Source organism: Nocardia blacklockiae, from assembly GCF_015477355.1.
Classification (GTDB): Bacteria; Actinomycetota; Actinomycetes; order Mycobacteriales; family Mycobacteriaceae; genus Nocardia; species Nocardia blacklockiae.
In genome coordinates this window covers 108,967-129,340 of sequence record NZ_JADLRJ010000010.1, presented here as the reverse complement: position 1 = coordinate 129,340, position 20,374 = coordinate 108,967, and the positions used below count along the sequence as shown (strand labels likewise).

20 protein-coding genes are annotated in these 20,374 nt (G+C 70.7%); 5 read left to right on the top strand and 15 right to left on the bottom strand.

The window, feature by feature from the left end; genetic code table 11:
- Positions 1-11: 11 nt before the first annotated feature.
- Positions 12-2,348 carry a molybdopterin oxidoreductase family protein gene (locus tag IU476_RS26765; protein WP_195104578.1) on the bottom strand — a complete coding sequence of 779 codons (2,337 nt, stop codon included), beginning with the start codon at positions 2,346-2,348 and terminating at the stop codon, positions 12-14.
- A 28-nt stretch (positions 2,349-2,376) separates the two neighbouring features.
- Complete coding sequence (locus IU476_RS26760) at positions 2,377-3,501, bottom strand: hypothetical protein (protein WP_195104576.1); 1,125 nt, start codon at positions 3,499-3,501, stop codon at positions 2,377-2,379.
- Between the two features lie 124 nt (positions 3,502-3,625).
- On the opposite strand from IU476_RS26760, the gene IU476_RS26755 reads away from it, so the two are divergent.
- Complete coding sequence (locus tag IU476_RS26755) at positions 3,626-4,180, top strand: DUF2165 domain-containing protein (protein ID WP_195104574.1); 555 nt, start codon at positions 3,626-3,628, stop codon at positions 4,178-4,180.
- A 4-nt stretch (positions 4,181-4,184) separates the two neighbouring features.
- Here the strand turns inward: IU476_RS26755 and IU476_RS26750 are convergent, their stop codons facing one another.
- Positions 4,185-4,517 (bottom strand): hypothetical protein, encoded by a 333-nt coding sequence (locus tag IU476_RS26750; RefSeq protein WP_195104572.1) that lies wholly within the window; start codon positions 4,515-4,517, stop codon positions 4,185-4,187.
- Between the two features lie 4 nt (positions 4,518-4,521).
- Entirely contained in the window at positions 4,522-4,752 is a 231-nt protein-coding gene (locus IU476_RS26745; RefSeq protein WP_195104570.1) for a type IV toxin-antitoxin system AbiEi family antitoxin domain-containing protein, read from the bottom strand.
- Positions 4,753-4,916: 164 nt separating this feature from the next.
- Here IU476_RS26745 and IU476_RS26740 point away from each other — a divergent pair, with 164 nt between their 5' ends.
- On the top strand, positions 4,917-5,585 hold the full coding sequence (locus IU476_RS26740; RefSeq protein WP_195104568.1) for a TetR/AcrR family transcriptional regulator: 669 nt from the start codon (positions 4,917-4,919) through the stop codon (positions 5,583-5,585).
- Between the two features lie 43 nt (positions 5,586-5,628).
- Here the strand turns inward: IU476_RS26740 and IU476_RS26735 are convergent, their stop codons facing one another.
- Both IU476_RS26735 and IU476_RS26730 read right to left on the bottom strand, forming a co-directional pair.
- Entirely contained in the window at positions 5,629-7,110 is a 1,482-nt protein-coding gene (locus tag IU476_RS26735) for a glyceraldehyde-3-phosphate dehydrogenase (protein ID WP_195104567.1), read from the bottom strand.
- 86 nt (positions 7,111-7,196) lie between these two features.
- Positions 7,197-7,979 (bottom strand): acyl-CoA thioesterase domain-containing protein, encoded by a 783-nt coding sequence (locus IU476_RS26730; protein WP_195104565.1) that lies wholly within the window; start codon positions 7,977-7,979, stop codon positions 7,197-7,199.
- Positions 7,980-8,122: 143 nt separating this feature from the next.
- On the opposite strand from IU476_RS26730, the gene IU476_RS26725 reads away from it, so the two are divergent.
- Positions 8,123-9,049, top strand: a complete 927-nt coding sequence (locus IU476_RS26725; protein WP_324194334.1) for an alpha/beta fold hydrolase — start codon at positions 8,123-8,125, stop codon at positions 9,047-9,049.
- A gap of 15 nt (positions 9,050-9,064) precedes the next feature.
- Here the strand turns inward: IU476_RS26725 and IU476_RS26720 are convergent, their stop codons facing one another.
- Positions 9,065-10,621 carry an acyl-CoA carboxylase subunit beta gene (locus IU476_RS26720; protein WP_195104801.1) on the bottom strand — a complete coding sequence of 519 codons (1,557 nt, stop codon included), beginning with the start codon at positions 10,619-10,621 and terminating at the stop codon, positions 9,065-9,067.
- 161 nt (positions 10,622-10,782) lie between these two features.
- Positions 10,783-12,042 (bottom strand): Glu/Leu/Phe/Val dehydrogenase dimerization domain-containing protein, encoded by a 1,260-nt coding sequence (locus IU476_RS26715; protein WP_438944074.1) that lies wholly within the window; start codon positions 12,040-12,042, stop codon positions 10,783-10,785.
- 263 nt (positions 12,043-12,305) lie between these two features.
- Here IU476_RS26715 and IU476_RS26710 point away from each other — a divergent pair, with 263 nt between their 5' ends.
- Positions 12,306-13,283, top strand: coding sequence for a LysR family transcriptional regulator (locus IU476_RS26710; RefSeq protein ID WP_195104564.1), 978 nt, complete (start codon positions 12,306-12,308; stop codon positions 13,281-13,283).
- 45 nt (positions 13,284-13,328) lie between these two features.
- Here the strand turns inward: IU476_RS26710 and IU476_RS26705 are convergent, their stop codons facing one another.
- The 4 genes from IU476_RS26705 to IU476_RS26690 all read right to left on the bottom strand — a co-directional run bounded on the left by IU476_RS26705 (position 13,329) and on the right by IU476_RS26690 (position 16,097).
- Positions 13,329-14,552, bottom strand: coding sequence for an oxygenase MpaB family protein (locus IU476_RS26705; RefSeq protein ID WP_195104563.1), 1,224 nt, complete (start codon positions 14,550-14,552; stop codon positions 13,329-13,331).
- A 353-nt stretch (positions 14,553-14,905) separates the two neighbouring features.
- The gene (locus tag IU476_RS26700) at positions 14,906-15,556 is read right to left on the bottom strand and encodes a nitroreductase family protein (RefSeq protein ID WP_195104796.1); all 651 of its coding nucleotides are present in this window, start codon (positions 15,554-15,556) and stop codon (positions 14,906-14,908) included.
- Between the two features lie 64 nt (positions 15,557-15,620).
- Positions 15,621-15,851: a hypothetical protein gene (locus IU476_RS26695; RefSeq protein ID WP_195104562.1), complete on the bottom strand. Its 231-nt coding sequence runs from the start codon at positions 15,849-15,851 to the stop codon at positions 15,621-15,623.
- Between the two features lie 75 nt (positions 15,852-15,926).
- The gene (locus tag IU476_RS26690; RefSeq protein WP_195104561.1) at positions 15,927-16,097 is read right to left on the bottom strand and encodes a hypothetical protein; all 171 of its coding nucleotides are present in this window, start codon (positions 16,095-16,097) and stop codon (positions 15,927-15,929) included.
- A gap of 106 nt (positions 16,098-16,203) precedes the next feature.
- Between IU476_RS26690 and IU476_RS26685 the strand changes: the two genes are divergently transcribed.
- On the top strand, positions 16,204-16,872 hold the full coding sequence (locus tag IU476_RS26685; protein ID WP_324194333.1) for a DNA alkylation repair protein: 669 nt from the start codon (positions 16,204-16,206) through the stop codon (positions 16,870-16,872).
- A gap of 10 nt (positions 16,873-16,882) precedes the next feature.
- Here IU476_RS26685 and efeB read toward each other — a convergent pair whose 3' ends face one another.
- The 3 genes from efeB to efeU are packed head-to-tail and all read right to left on the bottom strand — an operon-like array spanning position 16,883 to position 20,362.
- On the bottom strand, positions 16,883-18,202 hold the full coding sequence (gene efeB, locus IU476_RS26680) for an iron uptake transporter deferrochelatase/peroxidase subunit (RefSeq protein WP_195104559.1): 1,320 nt from the start codon (positions 18,200-18,202) through the stop codon (positions 16,883-16,885).
- 19 nt (positions 18,203-18,221) lie between these two features.
- Positions 18,222-19,418: an iron uptake system protein EfeO gene (gene efeO, locus IU476_RS26675; RefSeq protein WP_324194331.1), complete on the bottom strand. Its 1,197-nt coding sequence runs from the start codon at positions 19,416-19,418 to the stop codon at positions 18,222-18,224.
- Positions 19,419-19,471: 53 nt separating this feature from the next.
- Entirely contained in the window at positions 19,472-20,362 is an 891-nt protein-coding gene (gene efeU / locus IU476_RS26670; protein WP_195104556.1) for an iron uptake transporter permease EfeU, read from the bottom strand.
- Between the last annotated feature and the right edge of the window lie 12 nt (positions 20,363-20,374).

The window sequence follows — 20,374 nt, the reverse complement described above, 5'->3', positions numbered from 1 at the left end:
GGTACGCCGCGTCAGGGCGCCGGGCGGATACGCGCCGCGGCGGACTTGAACAGCGGCTGCTTGGACGCGGGATCCCAGTCGGTGCGGGTCAGCTCGTTGGCCGCGCGGTCGTGGCCGCGGTCGCCGGCGTCCCAGTACCCGTAGTGGAAGGGCACGAAGACGACGCCGGGACGAATATCCGAAAACCGCGCGCGGGCACGGATACTCGCGCGCGGGGTGGTGATCTCGATCAGGTCCGCGTCGGCGATGCCCGCGGCGCGGGCGTCGGCGGGCGAGATCTCCGCCCACACCTCGGGGGCGGCCGCCTGCAACGCCGGTGTGCGGCCGGTCTTGGTGCGGGTGTGGAAGTGGTAGATGGTGCGCCCGGTGATCAGCGCCATCGGATAGTCGGCGTCGGGCGGTTCCGGGGAGGGCAGGTAGGGGGCCGGCTTGATCATCGCCTTGCCCTCGGGATTGCGGGCGCGGTAGGTGTCGGCGTCGACCGGGTCGCCGGTGACCAGGTCCTTGCCGTAGTTCTCGCAGGTGTCGGGATCGGCGAAGAACCGGCCGTCGGCGTAGAGGCGTTCGGTGCCGCCCGGCCGGTCCGGCGTGCTGGGCCACTGCACGCCGCCCTCCCGCAGCCGGGCGTAGCTCAGACCGCTGTAGTCACAAGGTCTTCCGGCGCTGCACCGCTGCCATTCCCGGAACGCCTCCTCCGGTGTGGACCACGACGGGAGCAGGCCGCCGTAGCGGTTGCGCAGGTTCATCCGCCGCGCGAAATCGAGGAAGATCTCCAGGTCGGATCGGGCCTGTCCCGGCGGCGTGACGGCCAGTTCGGACAGGTGCACGGTGCGGTCGGCGTTGGTGAACGTGCCGGTCTTCTCGCCCCATGCGGCGGCGGGCAGCACCACGTCGGCCAGAGCGGTTGTCTCCGTGGGGAATATGTCCTGCACGACTAGGAACAGGTTGTCCCGGGACAGGATTCGCCGGACCCGCGCCAGATCCGGCAGCGACACCGTGGGATTGGTGGCCGACACCCACAGCATGCCCAGCGAACCCTGTTCGGCGAGTTCCAGCATCTTCATGACGTGGGTCGGCGGCGCGTCGTGAGACAGCTTGGCGGAGTCCACGTTCCACCGCCGCGCCAGGTCGGCGACGTGCTCGGGGTTGGCCCAGTTGCGGAATCCGGCGATATCGCCGTCGGCGCCGCACTCGCGGGTGTTCTGCGCGGTCGGTTGCCCGTTCATCTGGAACACGCCGCAGCCCGGCCGGCCGAGCATGCCGCGCACCAGGTGAATGTTGTTGACCTGCACCGCACTCGCGGTCGCCTGGTGGGCCTGGTAGAAGCCCTGGAGCACGGTGGAGACCACCCGCTCGGCCGTGCCCAGCAGGCGCGCCGCCCGCCGGATGTCCGCGGCGTCGAGTTCGCACACGGCCGCCGCGCGTTCCGGCGTCCAGTCGGCGACCTCGCGCGCCAGGTCGTCGAATCCGATCGTGTGGGCGTCGAGGTAGTTCCGGTCGATCCACTCGTTGCCGATCAGTTCCCGCAGCAGCGCGTTCATCAGCGCCATGTTCGTGCCCGGCAGCGGCGCCAGGTGCACCGTGGCCCGCTCGGCGACCGCGGTGCGGCGCGGATCGACGACCACCAGCGCGGGCGGCTGCGGCCCCGCGAGCCGGTCGAGGATGCGCGACCACAGCACGCTCTGGGTCTCGGCCACGTTGTGGCCGTAGAGCGCGATCACCTCGGCGTGGTCGAAATCGGTGTAGGAGCCGGGCTGCCCGTCGCAGCCGAAGGACTGCTTGAGGCTCTCGGCCGCGGTGGCCGTGCACAGCCGGGTGTTGCCGTCGACATGGTTGGTGCCGATGCCGCCGCGCGCGACGACGGACAGCGTGTAGTACTCCTCGAGGAACAGCTGGCCGCTGGTGTAGAAGCCGAGCGCGGCCGGGCCGCGGTCGTCGAGCAGGGCCCGGGCGCGGGCGGCGATGTGGTCCATCGCGGTGTCCCAGTCGCAGGGCACCAGCCGGTCCCCCGCGCGCATCTGCGGCGTGGTGAGGCGGTCCGCGGACGCCTCGGCTTGCCAGGCGTACAGGTCCTTGACGTCGAGGCGGCCGTGGTTCACCCGGTCGCGGGCGCGCCCGCGCACCCCGACGATGCGCCCGTCGCGCACCGCGATGTCGAAGGCGTCGCCGTTGGAGTGCAGCACCGACGCCGAGGGGACCCACCGTTGCACGTCCGCTTCGGTCACGCCGTCCTGCAAGCACATGTCGACGCGTTCGGGCCAGTCCTGGCCCCGGCCGTACGGGGTGCGCGGGCCCCAGGGCCGCGCGATGCGGGTGTCGTCCCCGGGAGCGAACACCTGTCGTGTCATGCGGGGCGGATACCCACGGCGTTGCCGATCATTCGCCGCCGCCGCGGCGTTGCTCGACGCGCGCCCGGCGCTCGCGGCTGCGCCGGCTGTAGGCGGCCTTGCGCACCGTGGCGTCGTCCTCCAGGCCGGAGCCCACGGCGCCGGCCATCGTGCCGAGAATCGTCGCGGTCAGCGCGATCGTCGCGTAGTCGGCGGCGGTCACCGGCCGGCTCAGGGTGCGGGCCAGATAGTCGGGCGGGATGACGAGCGCGACGGCCGCCAGCGCGAGCGCGTACAGGGCGAGGAAGAACGCCGCCGCGCCCGCCAGCACCGTGACCACCGTGCCCGCGTTGCGCAGCGGACGATCCGGATCCGTTGCGGCGCCCATGGTTTCGCGCCGCTCCCACAGGCCGTGGCCGGCGATGATCCACACCGTCAGGGTGGCCAGCGCGGCGAGCGTGCTGCCCGCCAGCCGGGCCGGTCCCAGGGCCGTCGCCAGCTGCCAGATGGTGGAGTACAGCACGCCGAACGCGGTGCCCGCGAGGGCGCCGGCCAGCGCGGTGGACAGCCCGATCAGCAACTGCCACGGCCGATTCGCACGCACCATCCCGGCCAGCAGCCGCACCGTCCCGGTCCGGCGGGACCGCAGCACGTGCGCCTCGGTGTCGCTGCGCGCCTGCTCGACGCGTACCCGGGACCCCACATACCGCGAGAGGTCGTCGACGAGGTCGGCCGCGGGCCGGCCGGCGGGTTCGATCCGCGCGGCCAAGGCCGCGGCCAAGTCGGTGAGGCGGCGGCGCAACCGCAGTCCGCCCAGCGCGGGCAGCGAGATCAGCGCGACCCGGGAGGCGGCGTCGACGGTGGCGACCACGATGCCGTCCGGGCCGCGCAGCGGCAGATCGGTCACGCACAGCGCCAGGTCCCACTCGGTGGTGCGGACCCGCTCGTGCGCCTTGTCCATCAGCTTGTCGTAGTCGGGGTACATCGCCTCGAACGGGTCGGCGACCACCTCGACCCGCCACCGGACCCCGTCGTCGACACGGTCGGTCAGCACACCCGGCAGGGTGCGGGCGAGACGCTGCGCCAGTTGCGCGGGCAGGTCCGGGTCGGCCAGCACGCCGACCACGACGGTCGCGCGATCGCGGTGGCCACCCGCGTCGATATCAGGTGACACGGCTGCGTGATAGCCGCGCCGCCGCCGGTGAAACCTCGGCGCGCGGCCCGATGGCGCGAGCCCTCGCCGCGAAGTACCATTCTGCCGTCTCTCGAGCGGTGCCGATCGAAACTGGGTGGCGGATATGGCTTTCGGTGGTAAACGGTTTCTCGACGCGGCCGGCAGCAGGGAGGCGGCGGTCGCCGTGCTCGCCACGATCACGGGGCTGTACTACCTGATCGTCGCGGTCACCAACTGCATCGACACCGACACCAACCGGCGCGGCGTGGCGGCGGTGCTGTCGATGCAGGCCACCATCCACCACTCCGGCACCGACTGGCGGGCGATCACCAACGGCACGGTGCTGCTCGTCGCCTACATCCTGATCGTGATCTGGGAGTACCTGATCGCGTTCGTGCTGCTGGCCGCCGCGGTGACGGGCTGGTGGGCGCTGCTCGGGCGCGATGCCGCGCGCACCGCGGTGGCCGCGAAGCTGTCGAGTCTCGGCTGGACCATGGCGGTGCTGCTGTTCGCCGGCGGGTTCCTCACCATCGGCGGCGAGTGGTTCCGGATGTGGGCCAACAAGCAGGTGAACGCGTCGTCGGCGGCGCTGCAGAACTTCCTGCTCGCCGCGGTCGGGCTGCTGCTCGTGCACATGTCGGGTCGTGCGGAGACCCGCGCGCAGACCGCCGCCGAGTGAGGCCTCAGCCGGCCAGCGAGTGCGCCCGCACCTCGTGGATCCGCGTGCCCGCGCCGTGCTCGAGCCGGTCCACCAGGCACATCTCCGGCACCGCGTGACCGCTGAGGTGCCCGGTCGGGATGGCCACGACGTGCGCGTCGGCGCGGCGCAGCGCGTCCATCAGCGCCAGGAACTGCGGGGGCAGCAGGCCGGTATCCAATTTCTGTTCGTGGAAGACCTCGCCGAGTTCGAAGCCCGCGGCCGCCGCCTCCTCGGCGATGCGGCTCTCCCAGCGGGCGGGATCGTCGACCAAATCGTCGCGCAGATAGCCGAACATCAACGGGCGTAGCGAGCTCACGACCTCACCTCACGCTCCGGGCCGTGGCCGCCACTTCGCGGCCGCGGTCGCTGATCTGCCAGCAGCCCCGGTGCGGGATGGCGACGATCAGGCCGCGGGCCTGCAGGCGCGACAGCGCGGTGCGCGTGCTCCAGCCCGTGAGATGCGCCTGTCGCTGAATCTGCACCGCGGACAGCAGCCCGCCGGGGCGAAGGATGTTCAACACCAGCGACTGCGCTGCCTGACCGAACCTCATGGCGTTCTCCTCGAAACGCTCGCACTTGTCGAATATGCGGGTGGAGCTGCGAATATGTCCCGACCGGGGCGGGTATTCCGTCAAGGTTAAGGATGACATCACATGCTGTCAACAGCGCATGATGTCAACATCAATCCGGCCCGCCGCTGTGAGAGGATGCCGACATGTCAACCGCCACCGAGGACCCCCGGGGCGAGTCGCGGCGCTGGCGGGGCCGCGAGCCCGCCGACCGCACGGCCACCCGCCGCCGGCAACTCCTCGACGCGGGACTGCACCTGATGGGCACCGTCGGAGCGGCCGGCATGTCGATGCGGGCGGTGTGCCGGGAGGCGGGGCTGACCGAGCGGTACTTCTACGAGAGCTTCACGAATCTGGACGCCCTGCAGGTGGCCGTGCTGGACGAGGTAGTGCTGGGCGCGCGCGACCGGCTGCTCGGCGCGCTGGCCGCCGCGCCCCCGGACCCGGACGGCATCTTCGCCTACGTGGTGGCCCGCTTCACCGACTACATGGACGAGGACCCGCGGCGCGGCCGCATCATGTTCGTGGAGTCGCAGGCGACCCGGGCGCTCGGCGAACGCGGCAACGCGCTGATCGTCGAGTTCACCGCGCCCATCGCGATGAGCCTGGCCGGCACCGAACTACAACGGAATCCGGCCGACGAGACCGACATTCGGCTCAACGCCCACGCCATCTTCGGCGCGATGGCCTTCCTCTACCGGCCCTGGCTGGAGGGCGCCCTGGACATCGGCCGGGATCGCTTCGACCGGCACGCGACCAGTGCGATCACCGAACTCGCCCGGGCGCGATCGTCGGACGGAATGGCGACGCCGTAGCACGCCGCCAAGCCCTTACGCCCGCAATGGTTTTCGCCGTATCTCAGTGCGCGTCGGCCGGAACCGGCACGCCCCCGGTGGGTTCGGCCGCGCCCTCGCGCGGATAGGTCGGGTACTCGATGCCCGAGATGTACTGCACCGTCCGCACCACCTGCGACGAGTAGCCGAATTCGTTGTCGTACCAGAGGTAGAGGATGGCGGTGTCGCCGTCGACGATCGTGGCGTTGGCGTCGACGATCGAGGCCGCGCGCGAGCCGATGAAGTCGCTGGACACCACGTCGGTCGCCGCGGTGTAGTCGAGATTGCGGCTCAGCGGCCCGGCCAGCGACACCCGGCGCAGGTACTCGAGCACCTCCTCGCGGGTGGTCTCGCGCTCCAGTTGCAGATTCAGGATCGCGACCGAGACGTCCGGTGTGGGAACGCGAATCGAGCTGCCGGTCAGCTTGGCCTTGAAGTCCGGCATCGCCTTCGCCACCGCGGAACGGGCGCCGGTCTCGGTGAGCACCAGGTTGAACGGCGCGGAACGGCCGCGGCGGTCGGCCTTGTGGTAGTTGTCCAGCAGGTTCTGGTCGTTGGTGAACGAGTGCACCGTCTCCACGTGGCCGCGGACGATGCCGAATTCGTCGTCCATCGCCCGCAGCGGCGGCACGATCGCGTTGGTGGTGCACGACGCGCACGAGACGATCCGCTCGGACAGGTCCAGCCCGCGGTGGTTGACGCCGTGCACGATGTTCGGCACGTCGCCCTTGCCGGGCGCGGTCAGCACGACCTTCGCGATGCCCGGCCGCAGGTGCTTCGACAGGCCTTCGCGGTCGCGCCATTTGCCGGTGTTGTCGATCAGGATCGCCTCGTCGATCCCGAAGGCGGTGTAGTCCACCGTGGTCGGGTCGTCGCTGTAGATGAACCGGATGACGTTGCCGTTGGCGATGATCGTGTCGTTGTCGGCGTCGACCTTGATGGTGCCGTTGAACTGCCCGTGCACCGAGTCCCGCCGCAGCAGCGAGGCGCGCTTGGCCAGATCCTCCGGGCCGCCCTTGCGCACCACCACGGCCCGCAGGTTCAGCCCGTTGCCGGAGCCGGCCTTCTCGATGAGCAGGCGCGCGACCAGCCGGCCGATCCGGCCGAAACCGTACAGTACGACATCGCGCGGGCCCTGCGGCTCGGCCTTGTTGCCGTCGGTGACCTCGGCCAGCACCGCGGCCGCGAATTCGGGCACCGAGCGGCCGTGCCCCTCGGCGCGGTAGGCGGCGACCAGCCGGCCCAGGTCGATCTTGCACGGGCCCAGGTCCAGCTCGCGCAGCGCCTCGAGGAACGGCAGGGTCTCCTCGATGGAGAGTTCCTCGCCCTCGATCTGCCGGGCGAAGCGATGCGTGCGCAGGATGCTGATCACCGACTTGTTCACCAGCGACCGGCTGTGCAGCAGGATCGTCACCCCCTTCTCGCGGTACAGCTTTCCGATGATCGGAATCATCGCCTCCGCCGAAGCCTCGTGAGCGTTCCAGCGGTCGAGATGGTCGTTAGTCAACGCAAGTCCTCGGGGTGTCCTCGATGGTGTACACCGATGCTAACCAGGGCCGCACCATCACAGGCCGCTGCTACCCCCTTGTGAGGTCAGGATCCGGAGAAGTCGATCCGCGCCGCCGCGTTGCCGAGCGCGGTGACCATGCCGGTGCCGATCGGGCCGCGCGAATCGAACAGGGTCGCGGTGCCGACCGAGATGCCGTTGGCGGTGAGGTGGCTCTCGGCGTGCAGGCCGATGCGGTCGCCGACGGGCACCCGGTCGAGGGCGACGGTCAGGTCGGCGTTGATGTAGCCGATGCCCTGCGAGCCCCAATTGGTCACCAGGCTGGTCGATTCCGCGGCGACGACCGCCTGCACGAACGGGCTGCGCTCCTCCCCCTCGACCGCGCCCAGCGGCACGGCCCACAGGCTCTTGCGGCCGGCGTTCTGGTGGTCGGCGAGCGCGGTCGACCAGTCGTGCGCGCTGCGGTACCACCAGTCCAGGCCCGGGTCCGCGGGCGGGTCGAACGGGTGCTCGGAATGCCATTCGGCGCCGGGCGGGGCGTCGGTGGCGCGCAGTTGCACCAGACGCGCCTGCGCGACCTCGACCTCGCCCTGGCAGACCCGGGCCGCGGAGATGTGGATGCGCCGCCCGGCGCGCACCACCTCGGTGTGCACCTCGAGCGGTTCCCCGGCGGCGGCCTTGAACAGGTCGATGGTGAACCGGGCGGGGATGAAATCGGCACGGCCGTGCGCGCGTTCGAGCGAGCGCGCCGCCGCGGCGCAGACGGCCGGGCCGTTGAGCATGTTCGCCCCCCAGCGACCGTACGCCCACTTCTGCGGGAGATACCGGCCGTCGTCGTCGATCTCGAACATGGAAGGCATGTCTGTCATACCGCAATGGTCTCGTACCGCCGATCCGGGTACGCACCGGCCGGTTCCCGCGGCGCGCCCGCCGTCCGGCGGTAGGCTGCTGATCGATTGCCCGCCAGCGCATCTGGCGCGAACCACCATCGTCGCGAGGGAAGGGTGTACCGGTGCCGAAGGCCGAACCGCCGAGGTCCGAGCGTCACACGCAAGGGGACAGTGTCTGGGTCACGACCTCCGACGGCCGCCGGTTGCACGCGATGGTGCTGCCCGGCCCGGCGGACTCGCGGGCGCCGGCGGTCGTGTTCGAGTCCGGCGCCGCGGTGAACCGGTCGCTGTGGGCGCTGATCCAGCCGCTGGTCGGGGAATGGTCGCGCGCGATCGTCTACGACCGTGCGGGTCTGGGCCGCAGCGAGCCCGATCCGCGGTCGCGGACCCTGGACCGGATGGCCACCGATCTCGGCGAGGTGCTCGACCACTTCGGGCCCGGGCCGTACGTGCTGGTCGCGCACAGCGCGGGCGGGCCGATCGTGCGGGCCGCGGCGGCCGCGCGACCCGAGCGGGTGGCGGGACTCGTCCTGGTCGACCCGACCGACGAGGGCCAGCAGGCGTTGTTCGGTCCCGCCGTGCGCAAGGCGGAGCGGCGGACGGTGGCGCTGGCGGTGCTCGCGGCGCGAATGCGGTTGCTGCGCTTGTTCTATCGCTCGATCACCGCGCCGCTCCCGCCGGACGCCCGCCGCGACCTGCGCCGCGAGGGCTTCACCACCCGGGCCATGCGGACCTTCGCCGACCAGCAGCGCACCTATCTCGACGACCTGGCCGCCTACCGCGAGAACCCGCCGCGGCTGGGCGATCTCGCCGTCACGGTGATCTCGGCGGGCCGCCCCGGCAACGGCGTCGACGAGGAACTGCGCCGCACCCTCAACGAGGCGCACGCCCGCAGCGCCGCCCGCTCCCCGCGCGGCCGCCACGTGGTGGCCGAACACTCCGACCACTATGTGCTGCTGCGTGAACCGCGCCTGGTGGCCGAGGAGATCCGCCGCGTCGCCGAACCGGCGCGCGCGCCCGGCGACGCCGCCCACGTCTCCCCCGCGTGACCGAATCCCCTTGCCTCACATGGGATAGAGCGGGTGCTTGCGCGGGTTGGCCTGCGGGGTGGTGGGGCGTTTGCTGCGGAGCAGGTGCAGGGCCTTGCGGATCTGCAGGCGGGTGGTGGCGGGTTCGATGACGGCGTCGATGTAGCCGCGTTCGGCGGCGATCCACGGCGTGGCGACGGTCTCGTTGTACTGGTTGATCATGAATTCCCGGGCCGCGGCGCGATGCTCCTCCGGGATCGCAGCGAGCTGGCGCTTGCCGACCAGGTCCACCGCGCTCTCCGCGCCGATCACGGCGATCCGCGCCGTCGGCCAGGCCAGGCTGATGTCGGCGCCCACCTGGCGGGCGGCCATCATGCCGTACGCGCCGCCGTAGGACTTGCGCACCACGAGATTGACGATCGGGACGGTCGCCTCGATGATCGCGCGCGGCACGCGGCCGCCGCGGATGATCACGCCGTTGCGTTCCTCCTCGAGGCCGGGCAGCACGCCCGGGGTGTCGGCGACGAACACCAGCGGGATCCCGAAGGCGTCGCAGAGCCGGATGAAGTAGGTCGACTTGTCCGAGCAGGCGGCGTCGATCGAACCGCCCAGCACCAGTGGCTGATTCGCGATCACGCCGACCGGCGCGCCGTCGACGCGGGCGAACCCGGTGATCAGGTTGGGCGCGAAAGCCGCACGCACCTCGTGGAATTCGCCGTCGTCGAAGATGCGCAGCAGGATCTCGTGCATGTCGTAGCCGGCGCGGTCGGAATCCGGGATGATCCGGTCGAGTTCGCGGTCGGTGTCGGTGATCTCCGGCTCCAGGCCGGGATTGACGATCGGCGGCTGGTCCACGCAGCTGGACGGGAAGTAGCTCAGGTAGGCGCGCGCCCACTCGTAGGCCTCCCGCTCGGTGGCGGCGACGTGGTGCAGGGTGCCGCGTTCGGCCTGCACCTTCGCCCCGCCCAGTTCCGCCGCGGAGATGTCCTCGCCGTTGACGGCCTTGATCACCTCCGGACCGGTGACGAACATGTACGAATCCTCGGTGCCGATCAGCACATCGGTGTTGATCGGCCCGTACACCGAACCGGCCGCGCACTTGCCCAGGATGATCGACACCTGCGGCACATACCCCGACAGGCGCTCGAGCGCGCGGGAGATGTCGCCGAACGAGGCGATCGAACCCACCGCGTCCTGGATGCGGGCGCCGCCGGAGTCGTTGATCGTCACCACCGGACAGGCGTTGTCGTAGGCCAGCCGCAGCGCGCGCACGAACTTGCGCGCCGACGTGACGCCGACCGACCCGCCGTACACCGTCTGGTCGTGGGCGATCACCACCACCGGGCGGCCGTCGATCGCGCCGCGCCCGGTCACCAGGCCGTCGCCGTAGAGGGCGTCGGGCTGTCCGGGTTGGCGTGCCAGCGCGCCGGTTTCGACGAAGGTGCCCCGGTCGAGCAGCATGTTTATCCGCTCGCGGACGCTGGGGATGCCCTTCTTCCGCCGCTTCGCCACCCCGGCCTCGCCCGCCGGTTCCGCGGCGATCGCCAGGAGTTTGACCAGTTCATCGAGCTTCGCCTGGCTACTACCGACCACGCCCTGTGCCACCTTCCGAACCACTGTGCTGTGCCCAGTGGACGTTAAGCGGTATCGACACGCGCGGACCCGGTCGCCGGAGATCTCCGGAGTAGATCACAGTGGCGGACGCGGACGACTCTCACATACAACAAGTCGAACCCCGTCCGCCGCACCGCGACTCAGGGAATGACGACCGCCCCGGCGATCGGCGCCGGGTCGTCGGCCCAGCGGTGCCCGGTCTCGCGCGGGGTGACGCCGCCGTCGGTCCACGCGGACAGCAGCTGCGCGACCTTGCCGTGCATGATCGTGCGGAGCCGGTCGAAGGAGTTCTCCGGGGTGTCGTCGACCTCGCCGAGCAGCAGCCACCAGGCCCAGGCCACCGCGCCGGCGTTGGCGACGAAGTCGGGCAGCACCGGGATGCCGCGGGCGGCGAGCATGGCCTCCGCCTCCGGCGTGGTGGCGGCGTTGGCGGCCTCGACGATGACGCGGGCCCGGATGTCGTAGGAGTTGTCCGGCGTGATCGCGTACGAGATCGCCGCGGGCACAAGGATATCCACGTCGGCGGACAGGATCGCGGTGCGCGGCAGCTGCTCGATGCCGGCGGGCAGGCGGGACCGGTCGACCTCGCCGAAACCGTCGCGCAGCTCCAGCAGCGCCGGGACGTCCAGCCCGTCGGCGCAGTGCAGGGTGCCGGCGGCGTCGGCCAGGGTGGTGACCTTCATGCCCGCCTCGTGCAGGTAGTAGGCCGCCGAGCCGCCCATGGTGCCGATGCCCTGGATCGCGACGGTCGTCTCGGCGGGAGGCCGGCCCCAGGAGACCGCGGCGGCCAGGCAGGCGTGCGCGACACCGTAGCCGCCGATCACGTCGCCCAGCAGGAAGCCGCCCTCGACCGCCGCGTTCAGCCCGCGCCGGACCCGTTCCAGGGTGGCGGCCGGGTCGGCGGCGCGGCGGATCGCGGCGTGGTAGCTCTGGCCGAGGCCGAGCTTGTCGAAGACCTCGTCGATCAGGTGCTGCGGGACGCCCAGGTCCTCCGCGGTCACCCAGTGCGAGTCGAGCCACGGGCGCATGGCCTCGCAGAAGCGCTCCAGCACCTCGACCGCGCGCGGGTCCTTGGGGTCGAAGTCGATGCCGCCCTTGGCGCCGCCGATGGGCAGGTCGAAGGTGGCGGTCTTGTTGGCCATGCCGCGCGCCAGGTCCTCGACCTCGGTCAGGGTGCAGCCGGCCCGCATCCGGGTGCCGCCGGTGGCCAGCCCGCCGCGCAACGTGTGCACCACCAGGTAGCCGACGGCGCCGGTGTGCGCGTCGGTCCACTGCAGCCGCATGTACGGCTCGGATCGGCGCACCGCCGGTACGGCGACGGCTGCGGCCATGGGGACGGTCGGGACGGTCTGCGCGGTCAACTGCGGGGTCTCCCCGGCCGGGTTCTGCAACGTCGTCACGGCGAACTACCTCCTCTTCCTGCTCGATCGGGCCGCCACCGCCACGGGGAACGCCGAGTCGCGCAAATTTCCCGTCCGGACCTCGTCGTCCCTGGCCGATGGCTCGAATCCGATGTCACCAGACTGCGTTCGCACCCGGCCGTACGTCTATTTACGGTTCGTTCACGGCCGTGTTCAGCGTTGCTGCACAAGGCGCGCCGGTGGCCCTCCTCACCAGGTCAGGCAAGTGCCGCCCGCTTGCCGTTCCCCTTAGGCTCGTTTTCATGGACCTGTCGCTGCCTCGTCTGAGAATGTTGCGGGAACTACACCGGCGCGGCACCATCACGGCCGCCGCCACGGCGCTGCACTACACCGCGTCGGCGGTATCGCAGCAGCTCGCGCAGCTGGAACGGGATGTCGGCACCCGGCTGTTCGAGCGGCGGGGCCGGCGGGTGCAACTGACCGATCTCGGCGTGCTGCTCGCCGAGCACGCGGAGGAGATCCTCGCCGCGGTCGAGCGCGCCACCCAGGCCCTCGAGGAGGCCGGCGAATCGGTGACCGCGAAGCTCACCGCGGGCGTGTGGGCCTCGGTGGCCTCGGGCCTGCTGCCCGACGCGCTGACCGCGCTGGCGCGCACCCATCCCGGAATCCTGGTGCGTACCAAGGAACTTGCGCCCGAGGCAACCGCCGCGGCGGTGCGCGACGGCAGCCTGGACCTGTCGTTCGTGCTCGACTACTCGAACTATCCGATGACCTGGGACCGCAGCCTGGAGCGCGCGATCATCGCGGTCGAGCGGCTGCACGCGGCCGTCCCCGCGGGCGCGGTCCCGGCGGCCAGCGTGACGCTGGCCGAACTGGCCGAGCATCCGTGGATCCTCGCTCCCGCCCGGTCGAATTTCGGGCACGCGGTCCGGCTGGCGTTCCAGTCGGCCGGGCTCGAACCGCGCATCGACCACGAGGTCGAGGAGCAGGCGACGGCGATGGCGATGGTCGCGGCCGGACTGGGCGTGACGCTGGTGTCGGATCTCGGCCTGGCGCTGCGCCCGCCGGGCGTGGACATCGTGGCGCTCGGCGACGTCCTCACCCGGACCGTGTCGCTGGCCTACCGCACCAACACCGCGCGCCGGGCCGCGCTGCTGCTGGTGGTGGACGCGGTGCGTACGTCCGCGGCGGAGATGGGGCTGGGCGCCGACGTCGCGCTGCCCGCGCCGACCACCGGGGAGTCCGTGCCGCCGACCGACCACAGCCTCGGACTGCGCTGACACCCCGGGCCGGCGCGCCCGGGGTGGCAGCGGTGCGCAGCCGAATTACCGGTTCGTCTGCGGGATCTCGATACTGATGGGCATCCGCAATTCGGCGAGGTACCACAGCGCGAATTGGCGCAGGAATTCGTCGAACATCCAGTAGGCGTTCTCCGTCGGCGGCACGATGTTGAGAATGCCCTCGCGCACCGCCACGAACGGTCCCCAGCTGAACCGCAGCAGCGGATCCCACACCGGCTCCCGGGTGATGTAGAGCCAGTCGGCGATCTTGTCACCGAGCACGAACCGGGTGAACGCGCCCAGGATCGGCTTGCTCAGCAGCGTGAGATCGAGATTGACGCCGAGATCGAGCAGTTTGTGCGCGAGATCGATACCCTCCGGCGTCGGCTCCAGAATCGGGTCGAGCACCTGCCGGGCCTGCGACTCGGCCTGGTCCCAGGAGGCCGGGATGTATTCGTCGCGGATGCCCAGCAGATGTGCGGCCAACTGCCAGCTGTGCAGGTACGCCTCGGATTCGGCGGCGGGGATCGGCACGTTCCAGGCACGGAAGGTGCGCACGATGGTCGTGGGCAGGCTGTGCCAGGTGACCATCATGTCGTCCTGGCTGATCGGCGTGTGCTCCGCCGGCCAGTGCGGGGACTGCGGCAGCAGATGCCGCACGGCCGCGTGGATGATCCGGGTCTTGACGCAGGTCACGATCATCTGGCCGCTCGGGGCGTAGGCGTCGACCGTGCCGATGTCGTATCCGAGTTTCGCGGTCTTGGTGATCCGGTCCTTCAGATGCGAACCGCCGCGCGAGTAGTACACCGCCCGCGCCTCGTGCGGAATGACCGTGGACATCATCCCGCTGGCGAAGGCGTAGAGCACACCGAGGTAGGTGCCGCGCTTCTTGTTGAATTCGAACGAGGTGGCCAATTTGCCGTGATCGGCCCAGTCCGGCAGCCGGCGGGCCTCCTCGATGAAATCGCGCAGATTTGGCGGCAGCCCGGCCGGGAGGGGCTGGTCGTTGCGCGTCCAGCCCTGCAACAGCCGGTTGACCTGCGGCACGTCGGCGTGCTCGAGGATGTCGGCGAGGACCGGGTCGGCCCGGTCGTCCCAGACCCCGAGCGGATCGGCGCCTTCCCCGCTGCCCACCACCGAACCGTCCGGCGACCACGTCCACGGTTCCGCCCGTGCCGTCCGCGCACCCAGCGCGAGCGCACCGACGGCCCCCAAGAATCCGCCGCCTGCCCGCAACGCGTCACGTCTGCTGAGTCCGAGCCCATCCATGCTGTCGACCTCTTCATCGAGAAATAGATACAGAGATACATTCCGTGTATCTCAGTATCTCGATGACAGCACAGCGTGACCGCGATCACAAGACCTACAGGCCGCCGAACCCGGCCGACCCCATGTCCAAGCGGTAGAGCAGACCCTGGATCAGAATCCACACGTTCATGTCGTTCTCCTCATTGCGAACCGGTCAGAATCCCCATTAACATAACTGGAAAGATCACAGGCCGTACGCGGTTTCGACCGAGAACGAAGGGAAACTTACAACCGCACGCCGCGCCCCGCCGCCAGCGCCTCGTGGAGTTCCTCGGCGCAGACGAGCGCGGGCGGCGCGGTCGTAGCGGCAGCTCTCACCAGCTGTCGAAATGCACGATCCCGTCCAGGTCGTTGCGGGCGGCGGGCTTGAAGCGCGTGCCCTTCGTATACGCGAGGGGCAGCAGCGCGCCCTGCGACACCTGCTCGTAGGGGATGCCGAGCAGGTCGGCCGCCTCCCGCTCGTAGCCCAGATGCAGTGTGGTCCAGGCGGTTCCGAGACCGCGCGAGCGGGCCGCCAGGCAGAAGCTCCACACCGCCGGGAACAGCGAGGCCCAGAACGACGCGCTGCGCGCGCTCGGCGCGTTGTCGACCCGTCCCGACAGGCACGGGACGATCAGGACCGGCACCTCGCCCATCCGCTCGGCCAGATACGCCGCCGAACCCGCCACCCGCTGCCGCACCGCGTCGGCCTCGGGGTCGCTCGCGGGCCGATTCCCGGGGTACTCCGGCGAAGCCGCGTACGCCTCGAAGCCACGGCGGTACAGCTCACCCAGCCCGCGCCGCTTCTCGGCGTCGGTGACCACCACCCAGTGCCAGCCCTGCCGGTTCGAACCGCTCGGAGCCTGCACCGCCAGCTCGATGCACTCCCGCACGACCTCCCGCGGCACCGGACGATCCAGATCCAGGCGCTTGCGCACGGCCCGCGTCGTGGACAGCAGTTCGTCGGCGGTGAGGTCGAGTTCGATCGGCATGCGCTGCTCCTGTCACGTGCTCCGTAGGACTCGACCGACCGTACGGCACCGGCGACGTTCAGGCGGCCGGGCGGTCGCCGAGGGTCCGCAGGAATTCCCGGTGCGACGCCTGGAGGTCGGCGAGGCGGGCGGCGGTGTCGCGCTGGCGCTGCCCGGCGCGGAGCATGCTCGCGCGGGCGGCGACCTGGTTCTCGCGGTCGCGCTCGACGATGCGGCGAGCCGACGCCGCGAAGGCCTGCGCGCGCACGAGCGCGTCGCGGGCCCGCCGCACGTCGACAGTGGGTTCCATCCTCACAACCGTCCTCCCCTCTCCGCCGTCACCGCGGGCCGAGCACCTCCGGGCCCGCCGCGACAGCGGCCATTGTCACCGCGCGCGGTGCCGGCCGCCACTCGCGGCGGCCACCACCGGAAGCACCGCGGTCGGCGCACCCGGATCGGCCCGTAGCAGATCCAAGCTTTCGAACATCGCCTCCACCGACCCGTACCGGGCGGTGAGCTCGCCCAGCAACCGCTCGACCGAACTCAGAGATGTCATGCCCCCTCCATACCCAGCACACCTCCAGCCAACACCTTCGATCGAAGGCCGCGCCGGAGAACACCTCGTAGGCTGGGCCGCACGCGAACGGACGGGAGGCCCCGCGGTGACGGAGACGACGGTATCCGAGGTGCTGGCCGAACTGGCCGCACTCGAGGATCCGAAGGCGCGCGCGGTGAACGAGAAGCACGGCGACGACCACGGCGTGAACCTGAGCAAGCTGCGCGCGATCGCGAAACGGCTGAAGACACAGCAGGACCTCGCCCGCGCGCTGTGGAAGACCGACGACACCGCGGCGAAGCTGCTGGCCACCCTGATCTGCCGTCCTAAAGCGTTCGGGCGCGACGAGCTGGACGCCATGGTGCGCGGCGCCCGCACGCCGAAGGTGCACGACTGGCTCGTCAACTACGTGGCGAAGAAGAGTCCGCACGCCGAGGACCTGCGCCTGGCGTGGTCGGACGACCCGGATCCCGCGGTCGCCGCCGCAGGCTGGGCGCTGACCGCCGAACGCGTGGCGAAACGCCCGGACGGCCTGGACCTCGCGCACCTGCTCGACCGCATCGAGGCCGAGATGAAGGACGCGCCGGACCGTCTCCAGTGGGAGATGAACCACTGCCTCGCCCGGATCGGCATCGAGCACCCCGATCTGCGCGCCCGGGCGATCGGCATCGGCGAACGCCTGCGCGTGCTCGCGGACTATCCGACACCGCCGAACTGCACCTCCCCGTACGCCCCGGTCTGGATCGCCGAGATGGTGCGCCGGGCAGGCGGTTAGCGAGTCGGCGTCAGCTCTCGAAAAGGGCCTGGCCCCACCACTGGCCCTCGGCGACGCCGGGCGGGCAGGCGAACAGGGCGGAGCCGGTGTGGGTGATGTATTCCATCATCGCGTCCTTGTTGGCGAGGGCGCGTTGCATGGGCACGAACTGGTTGTGCGGGTTGCGGCAGTACGCGATGAAGAACAGTCCGGCGTCCAGGTGGCCGAAACCGTCGGAGCCGTCGGTGAAGTTGTAGCCGCGGCGCAGCAGCTGCACGCCGCCGAGGTTGTCCGGATGCGCCAGACGCACGTGCGCGGTGGCGGGGATGACCGGGCTGTGCCCCGAGGTGACGAGGAAATCCGGTGTGTCGAATTCGCGGGTCTGTCCCAGCGGCGCGCCCTCCCGCTTCGTGCGGCCGATCACGTCCTCCTGCTCCGACAGCGAGGCCCGGTCCCACGGCTCGATGTCCATGCGGATGCGCCGCGCGACCAGGTAGCTACCGCCGGTCATCCACCGCGCCTCGGGGCGGTCGTCACCCTCCTGCACCCACACCCAGCGGTCGAGCAGGTCGGTCTCCTCGGCCTTGAGGTTCGCGGTGCCGTCCTTGAACCCGAACATGTTTCGCGGCGTCGCCTGTGTCTGCGTGGTGCTGGAGGTGCGGCCGAACCCGAGCTGGGACCAGCGCACGCTGACCACGCCGAGCCCCAGCCGCGACAGGTTCCGGATGGCGTGCACCGCGACCTGCGGGTCGTCGGCGCAGGCCTGGATGCAGAGGTCGCCGTAGCTGCGGGAGGGCTCGATCGCGTCCTTGGCGAACACCGGCAGGTCGGCCAGCGCCGCGGGTTTGCGCGCGGCCAGGCCGAACCGGTCGCGCCGTGCCGGAGCGTCGGCCGTCGGCCCGAACAGCCCCGGCCCGAACCCGATGGTCAGCGTGAGCGACGCGGCCGAAAGCTCCAGTGCCTCACCGGTATCGGCGGGCGGCCGGTGCGCGCCGTGGTCGGTCGCGCCGCCCGGGACCGCCTCCTCGCCGCGGGTCATCCGCTCGGCCGCCACGGTCCACCGCTTCAGCATGTCGACGAGTTCGTCGCGGGAGTCGGTGATCACGTCGAACGCCGCGAAGTGCAGGCGGTCCTGCACCGCGGTGGTGATCCCGGCCTGGCGCGCACCGCGGAACGGCACCGCCCGATCGGCGCCCTGCGGTTGCGTGGCGACGCCGAAGGCACCGGCCGCAGCGCCCGCCGCCGCGCCGACGGCCACGCTCGCACCGGTCGCGCCGAGCAGTGCGCGCCGGGAGAATCGTCCCGCCGCACCGGTTGTGCGCGCCGCGGCCGGGTCTTCGGTGTCGCTCATCGCCGACTCTTCCTGTCGCTCACTGGCCCAGAATCAGACCGGGCACCTGACTGAGCGTCGCCGACAACACATCGATCTTGTCGGACAACGCTTTTCGCTGCTGATCGGTCACGGTGTTGTAGGCGACGTAACCGTCGCCGCTGCGGAACTGGTTGATCGCGTCGCGCACCGCCTGGAACTGACCGGTGATCTTGTCCATCAGCGCGGGGTCCTTCGCCGCGATCATCGGCTGCAGGTTGGCGATCAAGGTTTCCGAGCCGTCGATGTTGGCGGCGAAATCCCACAGGTCGGTGCGCGAATACCGGTCCTCCTCGCCGCCGACCTTGGTCTGCGCGACCTCGTCGATCAGCGCCTGCGGCCCCTTGACGAACGACTGGGTCTCGAACACGAAGTCGGGCTTCGCCACCTCGTCCCGCAGCTTGGTGACGTTGGCGAGCAAGGCATCCGCCTCGGCGTCGATGGCGGGCTTGGTGTCGGTGGCGGCATTGGCGAGGTCGGCCGGGGCGATGCTGTCGCCCTTCTCGCCGACGTCACTCTGCTTGGGCGGCCACAGGAATCGCTCGAGCCGGTGGAAGCCGATGAAGGGCTGGGTGCCGTTCTCGGTGTCGTCCCAGCGCATGTCGATGTTCGGGTCCAGATCGGGGAACGACGACGCGACCGGCTCGATCCGCTCGTAGAACGTCCGGGCCATGCCGAATTGGCTACGCGCGCCGGCGAGATCGCCCGACTTCACCGCGGCGACGAACGACCCGGTCTGCGCGACCAGCCCGTCGAGCTGACCGCGCACGTACTCGAGATAGCGCTGTTCGGCCTGGTCGACGTCGGCCGGCACCTCCGTCTTGGCTTTCTTCTCGCCGGTGACGGTCAGCTGCTGGCGGATCCCGTTGCCGACCATGCCCGGCTTGCAGGCGGTCTCGTAGGTGCCCGGGTCGGTGATCTCCACGGTCAGCTTGCCCGAGACGCCCGGCCCGATGTTCTCGACCTCGCCGATCACCCGGTTGTTGCTGCCGAACACGTAGAACTCGGTGACCTTCGAGCCGTGGTTGGCGACGTCGAAGGTGATGTTCCCCGTAGACGCCGACGAGCCGCCCAGCTCGCACGCCGAGTCGGTGGAGGTCACCGCGATATCGCCCGCGCCGGCCTGCGATTTCTCCGTGCAGGCGGTCGTCAGGAGCAGCCCGGTGACCGCCAGGGTCGCCGCGGCGGCAGTTCGCACGGGGGCAGCCGTAAGTTTCACTGCTGGTTCATTCCTTCCCTCATCCCGGCGCGTCAGCGGGCCGGAGTCTGCACTCGCTCGGTCGCGTCCGCCGTCGTGTCCCGCACCGGCCGCACCGGCCGCAGGAACAGCGCCAGCACGATCACCAGATAGCCGACCCACGCGATCGCTTGCAGCACAGTGGGATCCGGCCGGAAGTTGAAGATGCCGGCGAGCACCGTGCCGTACCACGACGACTGGTCGAAATGCGCGGAGATGTCGAACGCCGTCCGGTCCCCGCCCGGCAGCCAGCCGACCAGTTGCAGCGCCCGCACGCCGTAGCCGAGGATGCCCGCGGCGACCACGACCAGGAACGCGCCGGTGTAGCGGAAGAACATCGCCAGGTCGATCCGGATCGCGCCGTAGTACATGAGGACCGCCAGCACCGCCGCGATCGCGACGCCGCCGACCAGCCCGACCAGCGGCCAGCTGCTGCCGGAGGTGTTCTCGGCGTAGCCGACCATGAGCAGCGCGGTCTCGACACCCTCGCGACCGACCGCGAGGAACGCCAGGAACAGGATCGCGAACCCGCCGCCCTGCAACGCCCGGGCCATGCCGCGCTTCAGGTCCTGTGAGATGTGCGCCGCGGCCGAGCGCATCCACAGCACCATCAGGGTCACCACGACCACCGCGACCAGCGAGGCCACGCCCGCGATCGCCTCGGCCGCCAACCCGTCGACCGTCGAGGTGCCGTAGTGGATCACCGCGAAGATCGTCAGCACCATGACCACCGCCGCGGCCACCCCCGCCCACAGCCACTTCAGGCCGTCGCGGCGATCGGACTTCACGAGGAAGGCGGCCAGGACCATCACGACGATGCCCGTCTCGAGCCCTTCGCGAACGCCCAGCAGACCGCTGCCGAAGAGCTGGGTGGCGACCGTCGGAGCCGACGCGACAAGTTCCATCGTCGAAACCCC

Bases quoted from the DNA above. Each gene is read 5' to 3' on its own strand.
- IU476_RS26765 (WP_195104578.1), bottom strand. From the start codon at position 2,348: ATGACACGACAGGTGTTCGCTCCCGGGGACGACACCCGCATCGCGCGG.
- IU476_RS26755 (WP_195104574.1), top strand. From the start codon at position 3,626: ATGGCTTTCGGTGGTAAACGGTTTCTCGACGCGGCCGGCAGCAGGGAG.
- IU476_RS26745 (WP_195104570.1), bottom strand. From the start codon at position 4,752: ATGAGGTTCGGTCAGGCAGCGCAGTCGCTGGTGTTGAACATCCTTCGC.
- IU476_RS26740 (WP_195104568.1), top strand. From the start codon at position 4,917: ATGTCAACCGCCACCGAGGACCCCCGGGGCGAGTCGCGGCGCTGGCGG.
- IU476_RS26730 (WP_195104565.1), bottom strand. From the start codon at position 7,979: ATGACAGACATGCCTTCCATGTTCGAGATCGACGACGACGGCCGGTAT.
- IU476_RS26710 (WP_195104564.1), top strand. From the start codon at position 12,306: ATGGACCTGTCGCTGCCTCGTCTGAGAATGTTGCGGGAACTACACCGG.
- IU476_RS26705 (WP_195104563.1), bottom strand. From the start codon at position 14,552: ATGGATGGGCTCGGACTCAGCAGACGTGACGCGTTGCGGGCAGGCGGC.
- IU476_RS26695 (WP_195104562.1), bottom strand. From the start codon at position 15,851: ATGGAACCCACTGTCGACGTGCGGCGGGCCCGCGACGCGCTCGTGCGC.
- IU476_RS26690 (WP_195104561.1), bottom strand. From the start codon at position 16,097: ATGACATCTCTGAGTTCGGTCGAGCGGTTGCTGGGCGAGCTCACCGCC.
- efeB (WP_195104559.1), bottom strand. From the start codon at position 18,202: ATGAGCGACACCGAAGACCCGGCCGCGGCGCGCACAACCGGTGCGGCG.
- efeU (WP_195104556.1), bottom strand. From the start codon at position 20,362: ATGGAACTTGTCGCGTCGGCTCCGACGGTCGCCACCCAGCTCTTCGGC.